At 55.1% G+C, this 18,736-nt stretch carries 17 protein-coding genes; 5 read left to right on the top strand and 12 right to left on the bottom strand.

Annotated features, from left to right (window positions below):
- Positions 1 to 126: 126 nt before the first annotated feature.
- From J2I48_RS01290 to J2I48_RS01270, 5 genes are all read right to left on the bottom strand, one after another.
- The gene (locus J2I48_RS01290) at positions 127 to 1,281 is read right to left on the bottom strand and encodes a TIGR03364 family FAD-dependent oxidoreductase (protein WP_207333566.1); all 1,155 of its coding nucleotides are present in this window, start codon (positions 1,279 to 1,281) and stop codon (positions 127 to 129) included.
- 245 nt (positions 1,282 to 1,526) lie between these two features.
- A complete protein-coding gene (locus J2I48_RS01285; protein WP_207333565.1) occupies positions 1,527 to 2,246 on the bottom strand; it encodes an HAD family hydrolase in 720 nt (239 codons plus the stop codon).
- Positions 2,221 to 3,504 (bottom strand): DUF5690 family protein, encoded by a 1,284-nt coding sequence (locus J2I48_RS01280; RefSeq protein WP_207333564.1) that lies wholly within the window; start codon positions 3,502 to 3,504, stop codon positions 2,221 to 2,223. Before J2I48_RS01280 ends, J2I48_RS01285 begins: the two co-directional genes overlap by 26 nt.
- Before the next feature lie 70 nt (positions 3,505 to 3,574).
- Entirely contained in the window at positions 3,575 to 6,340 is a 2,766-nt protein-coding gene (locus J2I48_RS01275) for a bifunctional YncE family protein/alkaline phosphatase family protein (protein ID WP_207333563.1), read from the bottom strand.
- A gap of 182 nt (positions 6,341 to 6,522) precedes the next feature.
- The gene (locus J2I48_RS01270; RefSeq protein ID WP_207333562.1) at positions 6,523 to 6,963 is read right to left on the bottom strand and encodes an OsmC family peroxiredoxin; all 441 of its coding nucleotides are present in this window, start codon (positions 6,961 to 6,963) and stop codon (positions 6,523 to 6,525) included.
- A gap of 249 nt (positions 6,964 to 7,212) precedes the next feature.
- Here J2I48_RS01270 and J2I48_RS01265 point away from each other — a divergent pair, with 249 nt between their 5' ends.
- The 3 genes from J2I48_RS01265 to J2I48_RS01255 all read left to right on the top strand — a co-directional run bounded on the left by J2I48_RS01265 (position 7,213) and on the right by J2I48_RS01255 (position 10,791).
- The gene (locus tag J2I48_RS01265; RefSeq protein WP_207333561.1) at positions 7,213 to 8,802 is read left to right on the top strand and encodes a bifunctional GNAT family N-acetyltransferase/carbon-nitrogen hydrolase family protein; all 1,590 of its coding nucleotides are present in this window, start codon (positions 7,213 to 7,215) and stop codon (positions 8,800 to 8,802) included.
- Positions 8,803 to 8,958: 156 nt separating this feature from the next.
- Complete coding sequence (locus J2I48_RS01260) at positions 8,959 to 9,525, top strand: PEGA domain-containing protein (RefSeq protein WP_207333560.1); 567 nt, start codon at positions 8,959 to 8,961, stop codon at positions 9,523 to 9,525.
- Between the two features lie 84 nt (positions 9,526 to 9,609).
- On the top strand, positions 9,610 to 10,791 hold the full coding sequence (locus J2I48_RS01255; RefSeq protein ID WP_207333559.1) for a glycoside hydrolase family 5 protein: 1,182 nt from the start codon (positions 9,610 to 9,612) through the stop codon (positions 10,789 to 10,791).
- Between the two features lie 85 nt (positions 10,792 to 10,876).
- Here the strand turns inward: J2I48_RS01255 and J2I48_RS01250 are convergent, their stop codons facing one another.
- Positions 10,877 to 11,581, bottom strand: a complete 705-nt coding sequence (locus J2I48_RS01250) for a glucosamine-6-phosphate deaminase (protein ID WP_207333558.1) — start codon at positions 11,579 to 11,581, stop codon at positions 10,877 to 10,879.
- A 67-nt stretch (positions 11,582 to 11,648) separates the two neighbouring features.
- Here J2I48_RS01250 and J2I48_RS01245 point away from each other — a divergent pair, with 67 nt between their 5' ends.
- Positions 11,649 to 12,434: an NIPSNAP family protein gene (locus tag J2I48_RS01245; RefSeq protein ID WP_207333557.1), complete on the top strand. Its 786-nt coding sequence runs from the start codon at positions 11,649 to 11,651 to the stop codon at positions 12,432 to 12,434.
- A 69-nt stretch (positions 12,435 to 12,503) separates the two neighbouring features.
- On the opposite strand, the gene J2I48_RS01240 is transcribed toward J2I48_RS01245, so the two are convergent.
- From J2I48_RS01240 to J2I48_RS01215, 6 genes are all read right to left on the bottom strand, one after another.
- A complete protein-coding gene (locus J2I48_RS01240) occupies positions 12,504 to 12,791 on the bottom strand; it encodes a type II toxin-antitoxin system RelE/ParE family toxin (protein ID WP_207333556.1) in 288 nt (95 codons plus the stop codon).
- Positions 12,779 to 12,958 carry a hypothetical protein gene (locus J2I48_RS01235; RefSeq protein ID WP_207333555.1) on the bottom strand — a complete coding sequence of 60 codons (180 nt, stop codon included), beginning with the start codon at positions 12,956 to 12,958 and terminating at the stop codon, positions 12,779 to 12,781. Before J2I48_RS01235 ends, J2I48_RS01240 begins: the two co-directional genes overlap by 13 nt.
- 223 nt (positions 12,959 to 13,181) lie before the next feature.
- Positions 13,182 to 13,646: a PIN domain-containing protein gene (locus J2I48_RS01230; RefSeq protein ID WP_207333554.1), complete on the bottom strand. Its 465-nt coding sequence runs from the start codon at positions 13,644 to 13,646 to the stop codon at positions 13,182 to 13,184.
- Between the two features lies 1 nt (position 13,647).
- Complete coding sequence (locus J2I48_RS01225; protein WP_207333553.1) at positions 13,648 to 13,851, bottom strand: hypothetical protein; 204 nt, start codon at positions 13,849 to 13,851, stop codon at positions 13,648 to 13,650.
- A 131-nt stretch (positions 13,852 to 13,982) separates the two neighbouring features.
- Positions 13,983 to 16,247: an aconitate hydratase gene (locus J2I48_RS01220; RefSeq protein WP_207333552.1), complete on the bottom strand. Its 2,265-nt coding sequence runs from the start codon at positions 16,245 to 16,247 to the stop codon at positions 13,983 to 13,985.
- A gap of 245 nt (positions 16,248 to 16,492) precedes the next feature.
- Entirely contained in the window at positions 16,493 to 17,887 is a 1,395-nt protein-coding gene (locus tag J2I48_RS01215; protein WP_207333551.1) for a PQQ-dependent sugar dehydrogenase, read from the bottom strand.
- 248 nt (positions 17,888 to 18,135) lie between these two features.
- Between J2I48_RS01215 and J2I48_RS01210 the strand changes: the two genes are divergently transcribed.
- The gene (locus J2I48_RS01210; RefSeq protein ID WP_207333550.1) at positions 18,136 to 18,615 is read left to right on the top strand and encodes a CHRD domain-containing protein; all 480 of its coding nucleotides are present in this window, start codon (positions 18,136 to 18,138) and stop codon (positions 18,613 to 18,615) included.
- The last annotated feature ends 121 nt before the right edge of the window (positions 18,616 to 18,736 follow it).

The following is an 18,736-nucleotide window of genomic DNA, read 5'->3' as shown; positions in this document are numbered from 1 at the left end:
TTTGTATTTTTCTAAGCGAGGGGTAATAGTGGTGAGTGATAAGCGATGAGTGGTGAGTTTGCTTCCGCCAGAGCAGGTACGCTGGCGGAAGCAAACTCACCACTCATCGCTTATCACTCACCACTATTACCCCATCCACGCCCCCAACGACGCCTCGGCATACCCCGCGCCGGACGACATGCCTTTGCCGCCGATGCCGGTGACGATGCGGATGTAATCGTCTACGTCATGCTCGAAAATCTCGTTGGCGCGGTCCGCCGATGCGGTTTGGGCGTAGTACCCGGCCCAGGTGCGGGCAATATGGTCGACGGGAAACTGCACGATGCGGCGGGCTTCGGTCAGCATCAGGTGATTCAGGGCGTCTTTGGTGTCGTAACCCAGGTCATCAATTCGGGCAGCAGAGGCATATTCGTGGCTGTCGCCGATGATGATAGAGCCGTCGGTGGCTTGTTTAAAAAGGATATGGACACCCCATTTCTTTAGCTCAGCAAGGTGTGGCGGGGTCTGAATACTGGCAAAGGACGGGCATTCGGTGAAGGATTCGTACCGGCGGATGGTAAGGCCGGTGAGGATGTTTCCTGGCAACGAAACAGCAGGCATAGGCACCGTTTGCAGCATCTGTAACTTACTCACAACCAGACCACTATTGGCGAATACATCGGGATACAACAACCGAAATTCGTACCCACCGCAAATCAGCACGCGGCTTGCCGACAGGCGTTCGCCACCGGCCAGCGTCACGATGGCCCCGCCGTAGTTCGATAGGCAATCCACCACCGCCGCGTTGGGTCGGTAGGTGACGCCGTGTTTGCGCACAATGAAGTCGATGAATCGGTGAATAAATTGATCGGGTTCGGCGCTCATCTCATCAGGAAACCAGAGCGCACCGCGGATGTAATCGGGCCGGAGCGTGGGGTATTTGGCCAGGGTCTGCGTCGCCGTGAGCAGTTCGCAGGGGTAGTTCTCGGCCCGTCGCCGGTCGAATAGTTCGTTAGCCAGCTGCCACTCGTCGTCATCAGAGGCCACATAAATAGAGCCGTTTTGGCGGAGCGACAGATCCGTTTCGGCCTGCCACTGCCGGTACAGTTCCAGCGTCCGCCGGCCATACTCAAACCACCGTCCCGCCATTCCCGACGGCACGATCTGCCCAAAATTCCGCACCGTCGAGCTTACAGGGTGATTGTCTTTTTCCAGCAAGAGCACTTTCAGGCCCCGTTGCGCGGCGTGATAGGCGTGCGTAGCACCCAAAATGCCCGCACCAACAATGATTAGGTCGTACATAGAGTAGTCGTAAGTGGGTAAGTCGTATGTCTGGAAAGTTGGGGGGGTGGGGTTTGTAGTTGCTTCGCGCTGTAGTGGGCTGACGCGTGGCCCCTCGACTGCGCTCGGGGTGACAGGACAATAAGCAAGTATCCTAGCTTGAGTCAAGTTCGTTGTCACCCCGAGCGCAGTCGAGGGGCACGTAGCGCGAAGCCAACCATTGCGCGAAGCAACTACAAACCACAAACCACAAACTCCCCCCCCCACTACCCCCTGCTGCTCAGTAGACCCGGCAATTCGGCCAGTGATCCCAGCAGCGCATCATGCGGATAATCACGCAGTTGTGCTTCCGAGTGGGTGCCGTTGGTGAGGCCCAGATTCAGGCCAACGCCCGCTGCCTGAGCCGATAACAAATCAGACGGGGTGTCGCCAATGTTCACTACCTGTTTGGGGTCAGTGATGCCCAACTGTTGCATCGCCAGCCGGATCATGTCGGGGGCGGGGCGACCGTTGGGCACTTCGTCAGAGGCGATACTAATCTGAACAACCATCTGATCATCAGCCACATAATGGCCATTTGGATCAACATGCCAGTCGAGACGATTCAAAATCAGGTTGGTTACGGTACGGTAAAAACCAGTAGTGAGCGCAATAGGAACACCCTGTTCGCTGAGCCAGGCAAACGTAGCCAGGCACCCCTCGGTAGGTGTTACGGGCTGGGTTTCGTAGTGGTGTTCCAGAATGGTTTTGAACAGGGTATACGACTCGTCTACCCGTGCATCAAGTTCGGCCAGATCGGTACCCAGTTGCTCACGCCAGAGCAGGTCGAACACATAGCGTTTGGCCATGCCCTGCACCGCCAGAATCCGTTCGGGGGTGGCCCGCAGGCCCGACTCAGCGGCGGCCTGCGCAAAGCACTGTTCCACTTCGTGTTGGTCGGTGACGGTGGTCCCGGCCATGTCAAAAATCACCAGTTGAGGTAGCATAACGTGTAGGAGTTTGTTCAGCATAACGCCCGGCCATCGACCGGTACGACGCGCTCATCAGCAGCACAAAGCAGCCCGCCAGGGCGTAGGCACCGTAGCGCAAAAAATCGAGGTAGCTCAGATCTGACTGACCGAAGTTTTTGTACAATAAGATGCCCACGCTGCCCAGATAGCCATAATAATCGGCCAGCGTGACCACAAAACCCACCGTGCTGGGGTACCGAAACGCCGCCACCAGCCGCTCGAAGTACAGGCCGTTCAGCGGTACGTAGGCGGCATAGAGGCCAATGCCCAGCGCGAGGTACCAGTTGCCTGCCGACAGCCAGCCTTGGTCGAAGGCGTAGGTACTCACAACCAGCGTAATCATGGCCAGCATCATGACCGCGTTGATGAGCCGGAACGCCTGCCAGTGGTCGCGGACCAGCGTCAGCAGCGACATCAGCACCAGCAGCACCACCGCAACCCAGGCTTCGGTTTTGGTGAACAGCGCGGGCGACAGGTTGCCTACGCTCTTCAGTATTTCGGGGCCAAAATTGTCTCGGAAATCGCGGAAGGCGGTCAGCAGCACGTAAGCCGCAATGAGCAGGGCCAGGCCGGGGTTGAAATACCGGATAAATGCCCGCCGGTCGGCCTGCATCATAGGTGGACGGCTGGTGCGCTGCGCCCGGTCCTGTTCGGTGGGTGGTGGCAGGCTCGACAGGGCAAAAACAGACAGCAGCAACGGCCCAACAAACAACGCACCCGTTACGAACGGCAGCCAAAACTCCGACACACCCCAGTCGGCCTTGATGGTGAGCGCTACGGTTTTCACGAAGCCCGACGCGAAAATAAACGAAGCCGTCAGCCCCGCCACGAGTGCATCGGTCTGTCGGCGGCCTTCCAGAAAGCCCAGCACCACGCCGTAGACCATGCCCAGCGGCAGGCCGTTGAGCAGCAAAAACGGAATATTCCACGGGGCGGGCACGAGCGCAAAGCCCAGCAGGGCCACCTCCGCCGCCGCCACAAACGCCAGCACATACATAGCCCGCCGCCCCGCCGATACTTCCGATACCACCTTGACACCCATCCGTTTAGACAAGGCATAGCCCAACACCTGCGCCATAATGAGCCACGTCTTGTAACTCAGCCCTGCATAGGCCATCCCCTCGAACGTGACAGCCGTGATGCCCTTCCGAAAGGCATACATGCAGGTGTACGTACAGAACGCAGCCGTAGCTCCGAAAAGGACAAAGACAGCGGGGTGGCGGAGGAGCTTCATTTCAGTATGCAGTTAAGGACAGTATGCAGTATGCAATGTATCACGGACTTCAGTCCGTGATACATTGCCCTTACTCCTTCTGCCGGTAATGCTCGGCGCGTTGTTGGCGGGGGTCATCCATTTTGGGGACGTCGCCCATGAGCGGGCCGCGCTGGATGGCGGGCCAGTCGAAGGTTTTTTTGTAGTAGTCTAGGGCTTTCTGGGGGTTGAAGACGCGGGCATCGGGCAGAACAGCATCGTAGGGGGTGAAGTCGGGTTTATCGGTGAAAAAATCCTGCGGGAGTGAGGCCGTGAGGTCGTAGTGGTTGACGTAGGGAACGCCCAGCAGGTTGTAGATCACTTTCAGGATAGAGCCGAAGTTAGCGTGGGTGTGCGAGACGTAGCCGCGCTTCACATACGGCCCCGCCAGCATCAGCAACGACCGATGGGCGTCTACGTGGTCAACACCGCCCTGCGGGTCGTCTTCGGTGATGACCACCAGCATGTTTTTCCAGTAGGGCGTCCGGCTCAAAAAATGCAGCATCCGCCCTACAGCGAGGTCATTATCAGCCATATAGCTCTGTAGGTAGGGATACCCAAACGAGGGTCGGGGGCTGGCTCCGTGGTCGTTGGGGATCATGACCGTAAGCAATTGGGGTAGCGCCTGTGGTTTCTTGCCCAGCCACTTTTTGGTGAATTCGGTCGTGAACTGATCTAGTCGAAACTGGTCGGGAATGCTGGTGTTGTAGCCCGCGTAGTTGCGCGAGGTGTTCCGAAACGCGGCGTCGGGCATGGGGAACGAGACGGGGTGCGCCGTGCCGAAGGGGGTGTTGTGGGGCTCCTCAAACGACCCGGCATATTCGTTAGCCTGACCGAAATTGTAGAACCGAATGCGCTTCCGTTCCAGCGCTTCCCAGATACCGCCCCGCTCGTTGTAATCTTCGGGGTCAATGGCCCCCGTCGTTTTCGGAAACCGCCGTCCCGGAGCCGCCGAAAATGCCTTGAACGTGCCCGCTGAGGCTGCATTGGCCTCTACCCACTCGTTGGGAATAGTGCCCATCATCCAATGATGGCCGTGGATACTGGCATCAGAATCGCAGTAGAAATTGTCGGAAAACGCAAATTGGCTCGCAATGCGATTGTGGTTGGGCATCACGTTGGCGTTGGTCAGATAGACCGTGTCTTTCTTGCCGCGCACCGTGGCCCCCAGGCCAAAACGCGCCAGTGTACTGTCGCCGCGACCGGTGGGTAGTTGGCCAAGCACCTCGTCGTAGGTGCGGTTTTCTTTGGTGATGTAAACGATGTATTTAATGGCCGATGACGGCAAACCGGGTACGATTGGCAGCACCGCTTGCCCTGCTCCGGCTTTCGGCTGAGCGGCCACCACCGGCACCGTTTCGTAGGTGTTGGCAAAGACCTGTTTGGTATAACTGGCTAGTTGAACGGCATCGGGCATTGGCACCGACTGAAACGTACCCAGCTGAATATCACCAATATACGTTCCCTGCGGTGGGGCCACAAACCCGTTGCCCCCGTTTGGCCCAGCGCCGTAGCCCCGCGCCGAGGTAATGTAGAGCGTGGTTTCGTTGGGCGAGAGCAGCACACGGGTTGGTCCCCAGCCGGTGGGGATTAGGCCCTTTACCGTGCGGGTTGCCACGTCGACAACGGCGACGGCGTTGAAGGCCAACAGGGCTACGTAGAGCGTTTTTTCGTCTTTCGTCAAACACAGTCCGAAGGGCATCAGGCCACGCAGTTTGTCCAGCACGGGCGGCGCACCAAGCCGGGCCAGCCGCAGCGGAATGGTGCCCACAATGCGGTGCCTGCGGTAGTCGATAATAGAGAGGTTATCGTTGGTGGCGTTGGTAACGTAGGCCAGGTTTTTACCAACCACAATCGAGTTGGGACTGCTCCCTCCTACTACTTCGGCCTCCTCGATCATCTCGCCAATTTTCACACCCGTCTTGTGCCGCGCCACCACCCGGTTTGTGGCCAGGTCGATAGTCCAGACGCTCATGGCTTCGTCGTCGTTGGGGTCGCCGAGGCCCGGAATGTGTCGTCCTTCTATCTCCACCCCTTCCCGCGAAGCTTTCGAGTGCGCTCCGTAGGCGGGGAATTTGAGCATCATGGTGTCGCGGTTGGTGGGCGTCACGCCGGGCACAAGCGGGTAGCTGTACTGCCCCACGTTGGCCACAAACGCCAGCTTCTGATCGGGGCTGAGCCGCAACCCAAACGGCTGCCGACCGGTTGGCAAAGAGGCAGTTAACGCATTGGTAGTCAAATCAATACGCACCAGTCGGAAGTTGGCGCGGTCCAGTACGAGCAGTTCGTTTGCTGCCGTATTTACCACTAAATCAGACGTAAAACTGTCGGTGTATGTCTTGCCTGAAACAGGCCCGTTCAGGCTTATTTCCCTGATTTTGGTCCGGGTGGGCACGTCGAGCACCAGCACACTGCCTTTATCGCCCTGACTGAGGTAGGCCGTTTTGCCATCGGCACTGAAAGCCACACCCAGAAACGACCCGCCCGTGAGCAGCGACTGCGAATCGGGCTGACCGAAGGCGGGCATCCGCGTGAGCACGGGTCGCGCCGAACCGGGCTGAGTGATTACGGAAAATACGCCGTCGTGCAGCACCAAGGCCGTTTGCCCGTCGGGGCTGAGGGCCATGCCAAACGGGTCGGAGTTGATGCGGATGGTGTGTCCGGCGGGCGTCACAAACCGGCCGCTGGGCAGCACCGACACCCCCGCCGTATCGATTTGGCAAAACCGGTTTCGGCCGGGCACTTGCAGCGTGGTTTGTTGAGCAAAGCCAGTAGCCACCGCAGCTAGGCAATTTAAAATCAGCAGATAACGTCTCATAATAACCTGACCATCAGCGGCCTACTACCAACTCATCAGCATGTGGCGTCAAAGGTACAGTTCGTGGCCAGTTCAGATGTGAACAAATTGAGAAGTTACGGGGGGTTGGCTCACGTTTTATTCACTCACAAAAAAGCCCGCCACGGTCGGTACCGGGCGGGCTTTTTACGTCTATCAAGTACTTACACCAGTGTAGCCGTTACAGTCAGGGCAATGCTGGGGGCCAGGGCGCGTGAGATCACACAGTTTTTCTTTGCCTCGTTGGCAATTTCTTCAAACTTGGCCTGATCAATACCCGGCACCGTGCCCGTAATGGTCAGGTCGATGGCCGTAATTGAGAGGGTGTCCATATCCATGGTCAGCACCGATTTGGTCTCCAGGTGGGTGGGAACAATACCTTGCTGGCCCATGGTGGCACCCGTAGCCATGGTAAAACAGCCCGCGTGGGCGGCAGCAATCAGTTCTTCGGGGTTGGTGCCCGCACTGCCATCTTCGCTTAGAAAACGGGTTTTAAATGAAAAAGGGGTGTTGTTCAGTACACCACCGGTTGCTGAGAGAGAACCTTTACCGTCCTGCAAGCCCCCTTCCCAGGTTGCCGATGCTCTGCGTTTTGCTTGTGCCATGTGTAAGATGAATCGTGTTTGATGAATCCAGACTAGAAACACGCAAATCAAGGCTGATTGTTTCAGTAGAGGGCTAAAGTCTAAGGTTTAAGGTCTAATGTCTAAAGTTGGCTGACGCGAGAATACGCTCGCGTCAGCCAACTTTAGACTTTAGCCCTTGGACTTCGAACTCTTTTCTCGCCTGCGAAACCAAGCCTATTCGTGCTACTGTTTGTTGTATACTATAACTAGAAGGAGAACCACGCCCCCATGCGGATTGCAACCAGAAATTTAAAAAAGAGTGATTACGCCGACCTCAAAGAGGCCATGATCGAGTCGTACAGCGGTATCGGTGGCGACTATTGGGAGAAAAACCTGATTGATAAACTGGTCAATATTTTCCCCGACGGGCAGTTTTGCGTTGAAGTCGATGACAAAGTGGTGGCCTGCGCCCTGGCTATTCAGGTCAAGTACGCTGACTTTGGCGATAGCCACACCTTCGAGGAAATCACCGGCGAGTACACCTTCGATACCCACACCAAAAAAGGCGACTGGCTCTACGGCATTGAAGTGTTCGTACACCCCGACTACCGCGACCTGCGCCTGGGTAGGCGGCTCTACGATGCCCGAAAGGAACTTTGCGAGCAACTGAACCTGAAGGGTATTCTGGCGGGTGGGCGCATACCCAACTACCGCAAGTATGCCGACGAGCTGTCGCCCCGCGAATTCATCACGCGGGTGAAGCAAAAAGACATTTACGACCCCACGCTGACGTTTCAGCTTTCCAACGACTTCCACGTTAAGAAAGTCCTGCGCGGCTACCTGCCCGGCGACACCGAGTCGAAAGAATACGCGACGTTGCTGGAGTGGAACAACATCTACTACGTATCGGAAAAAAACCGCAAGCCCCATACCGACTCCATCATCCGGCTGGGTGTGGTGCAGTGGCAGATGCGTTCGTTCCCCACGCTACAGGCCTTTTTCGATCAGGTAGAGTTCTTTACCGACGTGGTATCGGACTATAAAGCTGATTTCCTGGTCATGCCTGAGTTTTTCAATACGCCGCTCATGGCCGAATTCAAGGACATGCCCGAACCACAGGCTATTCGTGAACTGGCCAAGTACACGCAGGAGGTCCGCGAAAAAATGTGCGAGTTTGCCATCTCCTACAACGTCAACATCATTGCCGGGTCAATGCCGCTGATGGACGACGGCAAGCTCTACAATGTGTCGTACTTGTGCCGCCGCGACGGGTCGTTTGAAGAATACCGAAAGATTCACATCACTCCCAACGAGGTTAAATTCTACGGCATGGTGGGTGGCTACGAAGTAAAGACCTACGACACCGACTGTGGCAAAATCGGGATGATGATTTGCTACGACGTCGAATTCCCCGAATTGGGCCGGGCATTGGCGGCGCAGGGTGCACAGATCATTTTTGTGCCGTTCCTCACCGACACCCAAAACGGTTACTACCGGGTCAGGAACTGCGCACAGGCACGGGCTATCGAAAATGAGTGTTACGTGGCCATTTCGGGTTGCGTGGGCAACCTGCCCAACGTACCCAATACCGATATTCACTACGCCCAGTCGGCGGTGTTTACGCCGTCAGATTTTCAATTTCCCAACAACGCCATCAAAGCCGAAGCCACCACCAACACCGAGATGGTGCTTTTTGCTGATGTCGATGTGTCGTTGCTGAAGGAGTTACACGAGTATGGCTCCGTGCAAAACCTGAAAGATCGGCGCACGGATCTTTACGAAGTTACCATGAAACGCACGTCGCGCCGGGCCGCCAAAAAAGCCTCGCACGACAACGATCCTGAATTTGTGGCACCATTAATTGTGGTATCGGAGTAGATCGTAATAGACTCAATGTCATAGCCATTGCCAACCTTAACAGGTTGGCAATGGCTTTTTTTGATTTATAGACTAATCCTTTATGTACGTTTGTAATCTATACACCCATATAGTCGTACAACGGTGTATCGACAGTTCACTTAACGCGTATAAAACATGATTACTTCTTTTTTCCGGAACTCCGGCAAGACCCTCCCTGTGCTCCTTTCGGGCACCATGCTGTTGGCTGGTTGCACCAGTTCAACGCTCATCAACAGTCAGCCCGCCGGGGCCAAACTGTTCGTCAATGGGCAGTATAAAGGCGTGACGCCCTACCAATACAGCGATACCAAAATTGTGGGCAGCGTGACCGATCTGCGGTTTGAAAAAGAGGGGTTTGAGCCTGTACAAGTCCCCTTGGTGCGCAACGAACGGGCCGACGGTGGGGCCATTGTAGGCGGCGTTTTCTTTCTGTTTCCATTTCTCTGGACGATGAAATACGACCCCGACCACACCTATGAACTTCGTCCCCTGAGTGGCAGCGATCAGCCTGTCGTGCCAGCCACCACCGCCATGCCGCTGCCACAGAGCAGCCTGACGGCCCCCGCCGCTGCTCAGACAGCCGGTACCAAATCAAAAGCTGACCGCCTTCGCGAAAACAAGCGGCTTTACGATGAAAAAGTGCTGACCGAGAAGGAATACGAGGCCGAGAAAAAGAAAATCCTGGACAGCAGCGACAACTAGGCGGCGGCTTTTCAGGACGAAAGTTGCGTATGTTTGTTTGATTGTTAACTAACTAATAATCAGCACTTAATCTACCAACTTTCTATGCGTTTATTCACTCTTTCAGTGGCCGCTATTATCCTCCTGAGCCAATGTCAGTCACCCGAAATCGCCCAGCAGACCGAACCACAGGCATCAGCACGGGTGGGGGCACCGGGCACGTTGCTGGCGCAGTACCCAACCGGCATACCCGCGCTTAAAAAAGGCATCAACCTAAGCAACTGGTTTGGGTCGGGGTCTAGTCCGGCGCAGTTCACCACGCGGTTTACGAGCACGGCGTTTGCCCAGATCAAAGCGCAGGGTTTTCTGCATGTGCGCATCCCTATCGGCCCGAATCAGTTGTTTCAGGAAGCCACGCCCAGCCTCCTGAAACCCGCAACGTTGTCGGCCCTGAATACGGGCGTGAATGGTCTGCTGGCGGCTGGTCTAGCCGTCATCATCGACCCTATCCATGCATCGGGCGATAGTGACTTTGAGCAGAAGCTGGCCAACGACCCGGCCTTTCTACCCAAAGCGCAGGCCTACTGGCGGGCCATCGCGACTAACTTCAAAGCGAAGCCCAATACGCAGGTCTTTTTCGAGGTCATGAACGAACCCCACATGGCCAGTACAAATCCCGCCTGGTATAAAACCGCCCAGGATAGCCTGATTTCGGCCATTCGGTCGGTGGTGCCCAACCATGTGATCATCGCTACCGCACCCGACTGGAGTTCGATGGATGCACTATTGGCCGTAACGCCAACAAATAAAAACGTGCTCTGGAATTTTCATTATTACTCGCCGATGGTCTTTACGCATCAGGGAGCCGACTGGATCACGCCAACGTTTGGGTTCATCAAAAACTTGCCCTACCCCTCTACACCCACCAACGTGCAGTCGGCAGCAAACGCGGCCGGTGATGCAACCGCCAAACAGTGGATGCTCTATTATGGCACCGAGAACTGGAACGCCGCCAAAATTATGGCCGACCTGGGACGCATCAATACCTGGGCTATTACCAACGGTGTGCTGGTGTCGTGCAACGAGTTTGGCGTTTACAAAACCTACGTAGCCAACACCCCCCGCTGCGCCTACCTCGGCGACGTGCGCAAGGCTCTGGAAGCCTACCAGATTGGCTGGTCGATGTGGGAGTACGACGAAGGTTTCGGCTATATTACCTACAAGAACGCCACCACCCGCACCGGTGTACAGATCAACACCACATTGAAAACGGCCTTAGGGCTGTAAGAAAGTGGTAAGTGAGTAGTGGTAAGTGCTGAGTTTGCTGCCGCAGGCGTAACTGCTCTGGCGGCAGCAAACTTAGCACTTACCACTACTCACTTACCCATACTTTCCCCTGCTCAATTGTCTGCATAATGCTGGCAGGGAGCTGTTCAGTGACGGGGCCGGTGAGGGCCTGCTGCACAACGGCGGCTTTGCGGGGACCGGAGGCCATCAAAATAACGTCGCGCGCTTCGGCCAGGTGTTGCAGGCCCAGGGTGATGCCCTGCGAAAGCGGCGTTGGTTTGGTAAAGTATTTTTGCCCCACATCAATAGTCGACTGGGCGAGTTGCACTACGTGGCAACGGAGTGAAAACGGCGTACCTGGCTCGTTGAGAGCGATATGGCCGTTCATACCGATGCCCACCAGCAGCAGATCGAGCTTTCCAAAATCGGCAATGGCGTCGTCGACGCGGGCGCATTCGGCCTGGAGATCAGTGGCTTTAGCGTCGAAATAGGTGATTTGTTCGGAGCGAATTTGGGCGGGGGTAAACAGGTCGCGGTACACCAGGTAGCCGCAACTACCCACGTCGGTAGGGCCAAAGCCAACCCACTCGTCGAGACCAATGAACCGGCACCGGCTCAGGTCGAGATCACCCGACTGGACCATACTGGCCAAGATTCGGTACGTTTCGGTGGGGGTATCACCAGAGGCCAGACAAAGCACGGCATCGGGTTTTTGGCGGATCAGGTTGGCAATGTAGTCGGCGGTATGCTGCGATAGGGCCGTGTGGTTGGGGAAGGTGCGTTGTTGCATACCGTGTAAAGGCAATGAGGTTTCGGGCCTACGCTGCTTTGTTATTCCACACAACCAATTTTCCAATATGACCACATTCTGGAGTACCAAGTCAACGTATGTGCTAGCCCTGATGGCGGCTTTTCTTTTCAGCTTAACCCAAGTTTTTGCTGCTGCCCCCAAGCGCGAGTATTACCAACTGAAGGTATATCATTTGACAAACAGCGATCAGCGCAACCGGCTCGATAGCTACCTCAAAGACGCGTATCTGCCCGCCCTGCACCGCGCCGGTATTGGCAAAGTAGGCGTTTTCAAACCCGCCGAGGCCGATTCAACCCTGTACGTGCTGATTCCGTTTAAATCGGTTGATCAGTTCGCCACCCTGAATGAGACGCTGGCCAAAGACAAGCAATACGCCACCGCCGGGGCCGATTACATCAACGCCGCTTTCGACAAGCCCGCCTACAAAGGCTTTGAATCGGTGCTGATGGAGGCCTTTGCCGGGATGCCCAGTCTGATGGCTCCTAAACTCACTGGCCCCGCCGCCGACCGTATCTATGAACTGCGCCTCTACGAAGCCGCCACCGAAAAGCTGCACGAAGCTAAAGTAGCGCAGTTTAACAACGGCGAACTGGACATTTTCAGTCGGCTGGGGTTCAACACCGTTTTTTGCGGACAGGTAAGAGCCGGAGCCAAGCTGCCGAGCATGATGTACATGACCTCGTTTGCCACCAAAGCCGACCGCGACGCCCACTGGAAAGCCTTCAGCGCCGACCCCGCCTGGAAGTCCCTAAACGCCCTCCCCGAATACGCCCACAACTACCTCCGCGCCGACATTTACCTACTGCACCCAGCGACCTATTCAGAGATTTAGTTAGGTACGTTGTTTTCATATAAAATGCCCTGGATGCGCATCCAGGGCATTTTTTGTAGTTTTGATTAACTACGGTTTAAAGTCACGTGCCTGATGTATAACCCGCTGGACAAGAATCAGATCTGCGTCCAGTAATTCGTACATGATTCGGTAGTTTCCTTCTAATAACTCGCGGTATTGAGGCTTGCCTATTTCAGGAATCAAGCGACCCATTTCAGGAAAATTAGCTAGTTGACCTGTCCGCTCATAGGCGCGCTTGACGAACTGTTTGGCATAGCTAATCGAAAAATCGCTAATGAACTCGGCCACTTCAACGATTTCATCAGCGGCGCGGGATGTCCAGATTACTTGAGCCACTTGTCGAGTCGTTTACCTACCTCATCATGGGTGACAAACTGGCCTGCTTCATACTGTTTTCGGCCTTCGTCAAAACTCTGAATGAGGATCAGGCGCTCCACGATATCGTCAATAGTTACCTCGTCAGGTAAGGTATCGACCACTTTTTGTACGGCTTCTTTTGTCATAACTGGTTTCGATTTAATCAAATATAACCAGTTTGGCCCAACAAAACGCCCGAACCACCATACAGCAATTCGGGCTTTTTATTGTATCTCAACCTATAAGGTCTCCGAAGACCTTATAGGTCTACTGCCGTTTACTGCACCTGCATCTTGATCAAATTCAGGGCGGCACCGGCTTTGAACCACTCAATTTGACCCTGGTTGTAGGTGTGGTTTACGGCAACAATCAACTCTTTAATCGGTCGCGTAGCCATTCTGGAGTAATTCTTTGTAGAGTCAGAAATGTGTCATTCAAGTGGTCAAAATCCTGATCTGTTGTAACTAACTTGAGGTTTAGCAGTGACGCAGTTGCACTGATATACAGATCGTTTTTACCCATGTTGCGGGGCGTTTCGAATGGATATGATTGATAATCAGGGTGATTGCGCTGACTGTAAGCGTCAATTCCTACATAAGCGGGAAGTAATAAATCGCTAATGCCAATGACACGCACCGCTGCAAAGAAGTTTTCAATCAGACTTGCCTTTCGCTGGCCCCAACCATTCTGGTAAGCAATGGATTGCGCTTCAGCTATTGTAGCAAACGAAACATAAATTAGTGCATTGGTAGGGTTGAGAGCAGTTAATAGACGGGACGACGAATCAGCACGTCCAACGGCAAGCACAATATTCGTGTCGAAAAGAAGGTTCATGCTACTTGCTCAATTGCTCAATAGCCTGCTGGTACTCCTCTTCAGTTAGGGGTTCTCCATCCAAACGATTCAACGCTTCTCTGTCATAATGCGTCACTTTGCCGAAAGCCGTAGTTCCACCTGCTGCGATGATTTCCTCGGCGGTATATGTCTTCAATTTCTTGAAGAAATAAGACTTTTCTGATAGTTCTGACTGCTTTTGCATAGTAAAGCGCATTTTATCAAATATAACTCTTTAGAGAACAAAAACGCCCGAACTACCACACGGCAATTCGGGCATTTTTTATTGTAGCTCAACCTATAAGGTCTCCGAAGACCTTATAGGTCTACTGCCGTTTACTGCACCTGCATCTTGATCAAATTCAGGGCGGCACCGGCTTTGAACCACTCAATCTGCCCTTGGTTGTAGGTGTGATTTACGGGGAACTCGTCGCTGCTGCCGTCGGCATGGTGGAGCACCACCGTCAGGGGTTGACCAGGGGCGAAGATGGTCAGGCCCTTGATGTCGATGCTGTCGTCTTCCTGCACCTTGTCGTAGTCTGCCGGGTTAGCGAAGGTAAGGGCCAACATACCCTGCTTTTTCAGGTTGGTCTCGTGGATACGGGCAAATGACCGCACCAAAATGGCCCGCACGCCCAGGAAACGGGGTTCCATAGCCGCGTGCTCGCGCGATGAGCCTTCGCCGTAGTTCTCGTCGCCCACCACGATAGATCCCACGCCAGCGGCTTTGTAGGCCCGCTGCACGGCCGGTACTTCGCCGTATTCGCCAGTGAGTTGATTCTTCACTGAGTTAGTTTTCTCGGTATAGAAGTTCACCGCGCCAATGAGCATGTTGTTCGAGATGTTGTCGAGGTGGCCACGGTATTTCAGCCACGGACCGGCCATCGAAATATGGTCGGTGGTGCATTTGCCTTTGGCCTTAATCAGCAGTTTCAGGCCGTTCAGGTCGGTGCCTTCCCAAGCCGGGAATGAGGCCAGCAGTTGCAGCCGGTCTGACGTGGGCGACACCAGAATCTGCACGGCGGAACCATCTTCGGCGGGGGCCTGATAACCGGCGTCATCTACGGCATAGCCGCGTACGGGTTGTTCGATGCCCTGTGGCTCGTCGAATTTCACCTGCTCACCGGCTTCGTTGGTCAGCGTGTCGGTCATGGGGTTGAACGTCAGGTCGCCGGCGATGGCGAAGGCAGTCACGATTTCAGGCGAGGCCACAAAGGCGTGGGTACTGGCGTTGCCGTCGTTCCGCTTGGCGAAGTTCCGGTTGAACGACGTGATGATCGAGTTCTTGCGGGTAGGGTCGTCCATGTGCCGTGCCCACTGCCCAATGCAGGGTCCGCAGGCGTTGGCCAGCACCACGCCGCCCATCTGCTCGAAGGTGTGCAGGATGCCGTCGCGCTCGGCGGTGAACCGCACCAGTTCCGAGCCGGGCGTCACGGTAAATTCGGCTTTGGCTTTCAGGTTTTTGGCAGCGGCCTGCGCGGCAATAGAGGCTGAGCGGGTCATGTCTTCGTAGCTCGAGTTAGTGCATGAGCCAATCAGGCCTACTTCCAGTTTCTCGGGCCAGTTGTTGTCGCGTACGGCTTTGGCGAAGTTCGACAGGGGCCAGGCGAGGTCGGGCGTGAAGGGGCCGTTAACGTGGGGTTCCAGCGTATTGAGGTCAATTTCAATCAGTTGGTCGTAATACGTGGCGGGGTCGGCGTAGACTTCCTCGTCGGAACGGAGGTCGGCTTTCACACCGTCGGCCAGGTCGGCGATTTCAGCGCGGCTCGTGGCGCGGAGGTAGTCGGCCATTTTTTCGTCGTATCCGAAGATCGACGTGGTGGCGCCAATTTCGGCACCCATGTTGCAGATCGTGCCTTTTCCGGTAGCTGAGAGGCTTTCGGCACCATCGCCGAAGTATTCTACAATGCAGCCTGTACCACCTTTCACGGTCAGGATACCGGCCACACGCAGGATCACGTCTTTGGCCGACGCCCAGCCACTAAGCTTGCCGGTGAGTTTCACGCCAATGAGTTTAGGCATTTTCAGCTCCCAGGGCAGGCCCGCCATCACGTCGCAGGCATCGGCACCACCCACACCAATGGCCACCATACCGAGGCCACCCGCGTTGGGCGTGTGCGAGTCGGTACCGATCATCATACCGCCGGGGAAGGCGTAGTTTTCGATCACCACCTGGTGAATAATCCCCGCGCCGGGCTTCCAGAAACCAATACCGTATTTATCAGACACCGAGGCCAGAAAATCATAGACCTCTTTGTTTTTGCTCTTGGCGGTCGATAGGTCATGTTCGGCACCCGTTTCTGCCTGAATCAGGTGATCGCAGTGCACTGTTGAGGGTACAGCAACTTTCGGGCGACCGGCCTGCATGAACTGCAACAGGGCCATTTGGGCGGTGGCGTCCTGCATGGCTACGCGGTCAGGGGCGAAATCGACATAAGCTTTGCCCCGCTCGAACGACTCCGTGGCGGTACCGCCGGAGAGGTGCGTATATAAAATTTTCTCTGACAACGTCAGCGGGCGACCAACTACCTGCCGGGCGGCACGAACGCGCTCACCGAGGTTCGCGTACACGCGCTGAATCATGTCTACATCAAAAGCCATTCTGCTAAACTATTAACGGGTGAAAAAAAGGATTCGCTACAAAAACAACCCACCATCACGGGTGCTGGTTCACAGGCCCAAAATTAAGGAAGGGAATGATAAGTGGTGAGTGGTAAGTGATGAGCGGTCCGCCGCCGCGGTGCTGAGTTTGCTTCCGCCAGCGTATTGCTCTTGCGGAAGCAAACTCAGCACCGCGGCGGCGGACCGCTCATCACTCACCACTCACCACTCACCACTCACCACTATTACATCGGCTGCAACCGATACACGAAACCCGGCGATTCGACGGAGACGTAGAGGTAGCCGTCGGGGCCGGTTTTGATGTTGCGGACCCGGCCGATGTTTTTCAGCAGTTGCTCCTGCTTCACCACCTCATTGCCTTCCATCACGCAGCGGTTGAGGTACTGAAACCGCAGCGACCCGACCATCACATTACCTTTCCAGGCGGGGTATTTTGTACCATCCACATAAGCAATACCCGATGGAGCAATAGACGGAATCCAGTAGGTCACGGGCTGCTCCATACCCTCTTTCGCGCTGAGGGCGGTGATGGGTTTGCCGTCGTAATTAATGCCATACGAGATCACGGGCCAGCCGTAATTAGCCCCTTTTTTGATCAGGTTCAACTCATCGCCGCCGCGTGGCCCGTGTTCATTGGCCCATATTTCGCCCGTGACGGGGTTTTTGTACATGCCCTGCGGGTTGCGGTGGCCGTAGGAATAGATCGTGGGGCGGGCACCGGGGGTCTTCACAAAGGGGTTGTCTTCGGGCACGCGGCCATCGTCATACATCCGGTGAATTTTGCCCAGATCACGGCTTAGGTCCTGCGGGTTTTCTTTTTCATTACCCCGCTCCCCTACCGACACAAACAGGTAGCCTTTATTATCGAACGCCAGCCGTGATCCGTAGTGGTGGCGCGTTTTCGAGTAAGGCAGGGCCTCGAAGATGACTTTCTGATCGCTCAGCGTGGTGCCCGTCAATTTGGCCCGCATCACGGCCGTAGTAGTCAGCTTCTGATCGCCTTCCGTTTTGCCTGCTGAATACGAAAAGTAAACAAAGTTGTTTTTAGCAAAATCGGGATGGAGCGCCACGTCGAGCAGGCCACCCTGCCCTTCATAAACCACCGTTGGACCGCCCGTTACGGCTGTTTTCTGGTGCTTGCTGTCGACCCGGTAGATTGACCCGTTACGGTCAGTAACGAGCAGATCTCCACCGGGTAAGAACGCCAACCCCCAGGGCGACTCCATGCCCGCGGCTATCGTATCGAGCTTAACGTTCTGATTTTCAGAGGTGAATACGTTGGACGTAGGCTTATTGGCGAAGGCATACTGCTCCACGTTTTTCAGGCTCTCCCCAATCAGGTTGGCCATATCGTCGATTTCCTTGTCGGTCAAAACGCCCTTCCAGGTGGGCATACCCAGGTCGGGGTAGCCACCGGCGATGCTGGCTACCAGGTTGGCTTTTTCGTTGCCGTGTTTCCACTTACGGTCTACGAACGCCTCTACTTTTTCGCCGTGGCACGAGGCGCAGTAGGTCGTGTAGTTGGTACGGGCGGGCTGTTCGACGGGCTTTTTTTCGATGAACGAGGTACTCAGTACGGCCACTGCCGCGAAGGCAAAGCCGAGGGTGTATTTAATCATGAGTGGAAAATGGGTGAGCGTGACAATCAGGTGATTATTACCACGAAAGTAGCTGAGCGGCTGAATATATCTGCCTCAGCGACTGATGCCCCGCCAACTATGCTCCCTCCTACTGACTGGACCACTGACTAATTACACTACGCAGTAGGGCAATAATAGTGCGAAATAGCGTTGTGGGTGTAAACAATCTACCAAGTTTATCGGTAGGTTATATAGTTTATTGTTCATCCAACTTAATTGCTCAACCCATGAAAAAGGGACTCATTTTCACGTTCGGCGTGATGGCTACCACCATCTTTTTCGCCTGTAAAAACGACAATACCACGGTGGTTACGCCATCGAACAACACTATTTTCGCCGCCACCCTCAACGGGGCCAATGAAAAGCCAAACTCAACGACATCACCTGCCACCGGCACGTTTTCCGGTAATCTGGACAACACCACACGGGTGCTAAGCTACACGTTGAATTACAGTGGCTTCCCAGCTTCATCGACCGTTGTAGCCGGCCATCTGCACGAAATTCCACCCACGAGTGCCTCGGGTGTGAATGGTACCGGCCCGGTTGCTATACCGTTCCCCACGTTGACTCCGCCCATTATCGGCACCACCACGGCGCTGTCGCAGTCGCAGGTAGACAACATGAAAGCGGGTCTCTACTACGCCAACATCCACACGAATGACTACCCAGACGGTGCCATTCGTGGTAATCTGGTAAAGCAGAACTAGCCAACACCGTAGTAACAAAATCGGGGCAATTCCACGTTAGAATCGCCCCGATTTTGTTTACATATTACAGGGCAGGGTTTGCAAATTTTATACAACCCACCATCGTGTTTGTAACGTACAT

The organism is Fibrella aquatilis, from assembly GCF_017353255.1.
Classification (GTDB): Bacteria; Bacteroidota; Bacteroidia; order Cytophagales; family Spirosomataceae; genus Fibrella; species Fibrella aquatilis.
The sequence above is the reverse complement of the archived record's forward strand: the minus strand, read 5'-3'. Positions and strand labels throughout refer to the sequence as shown.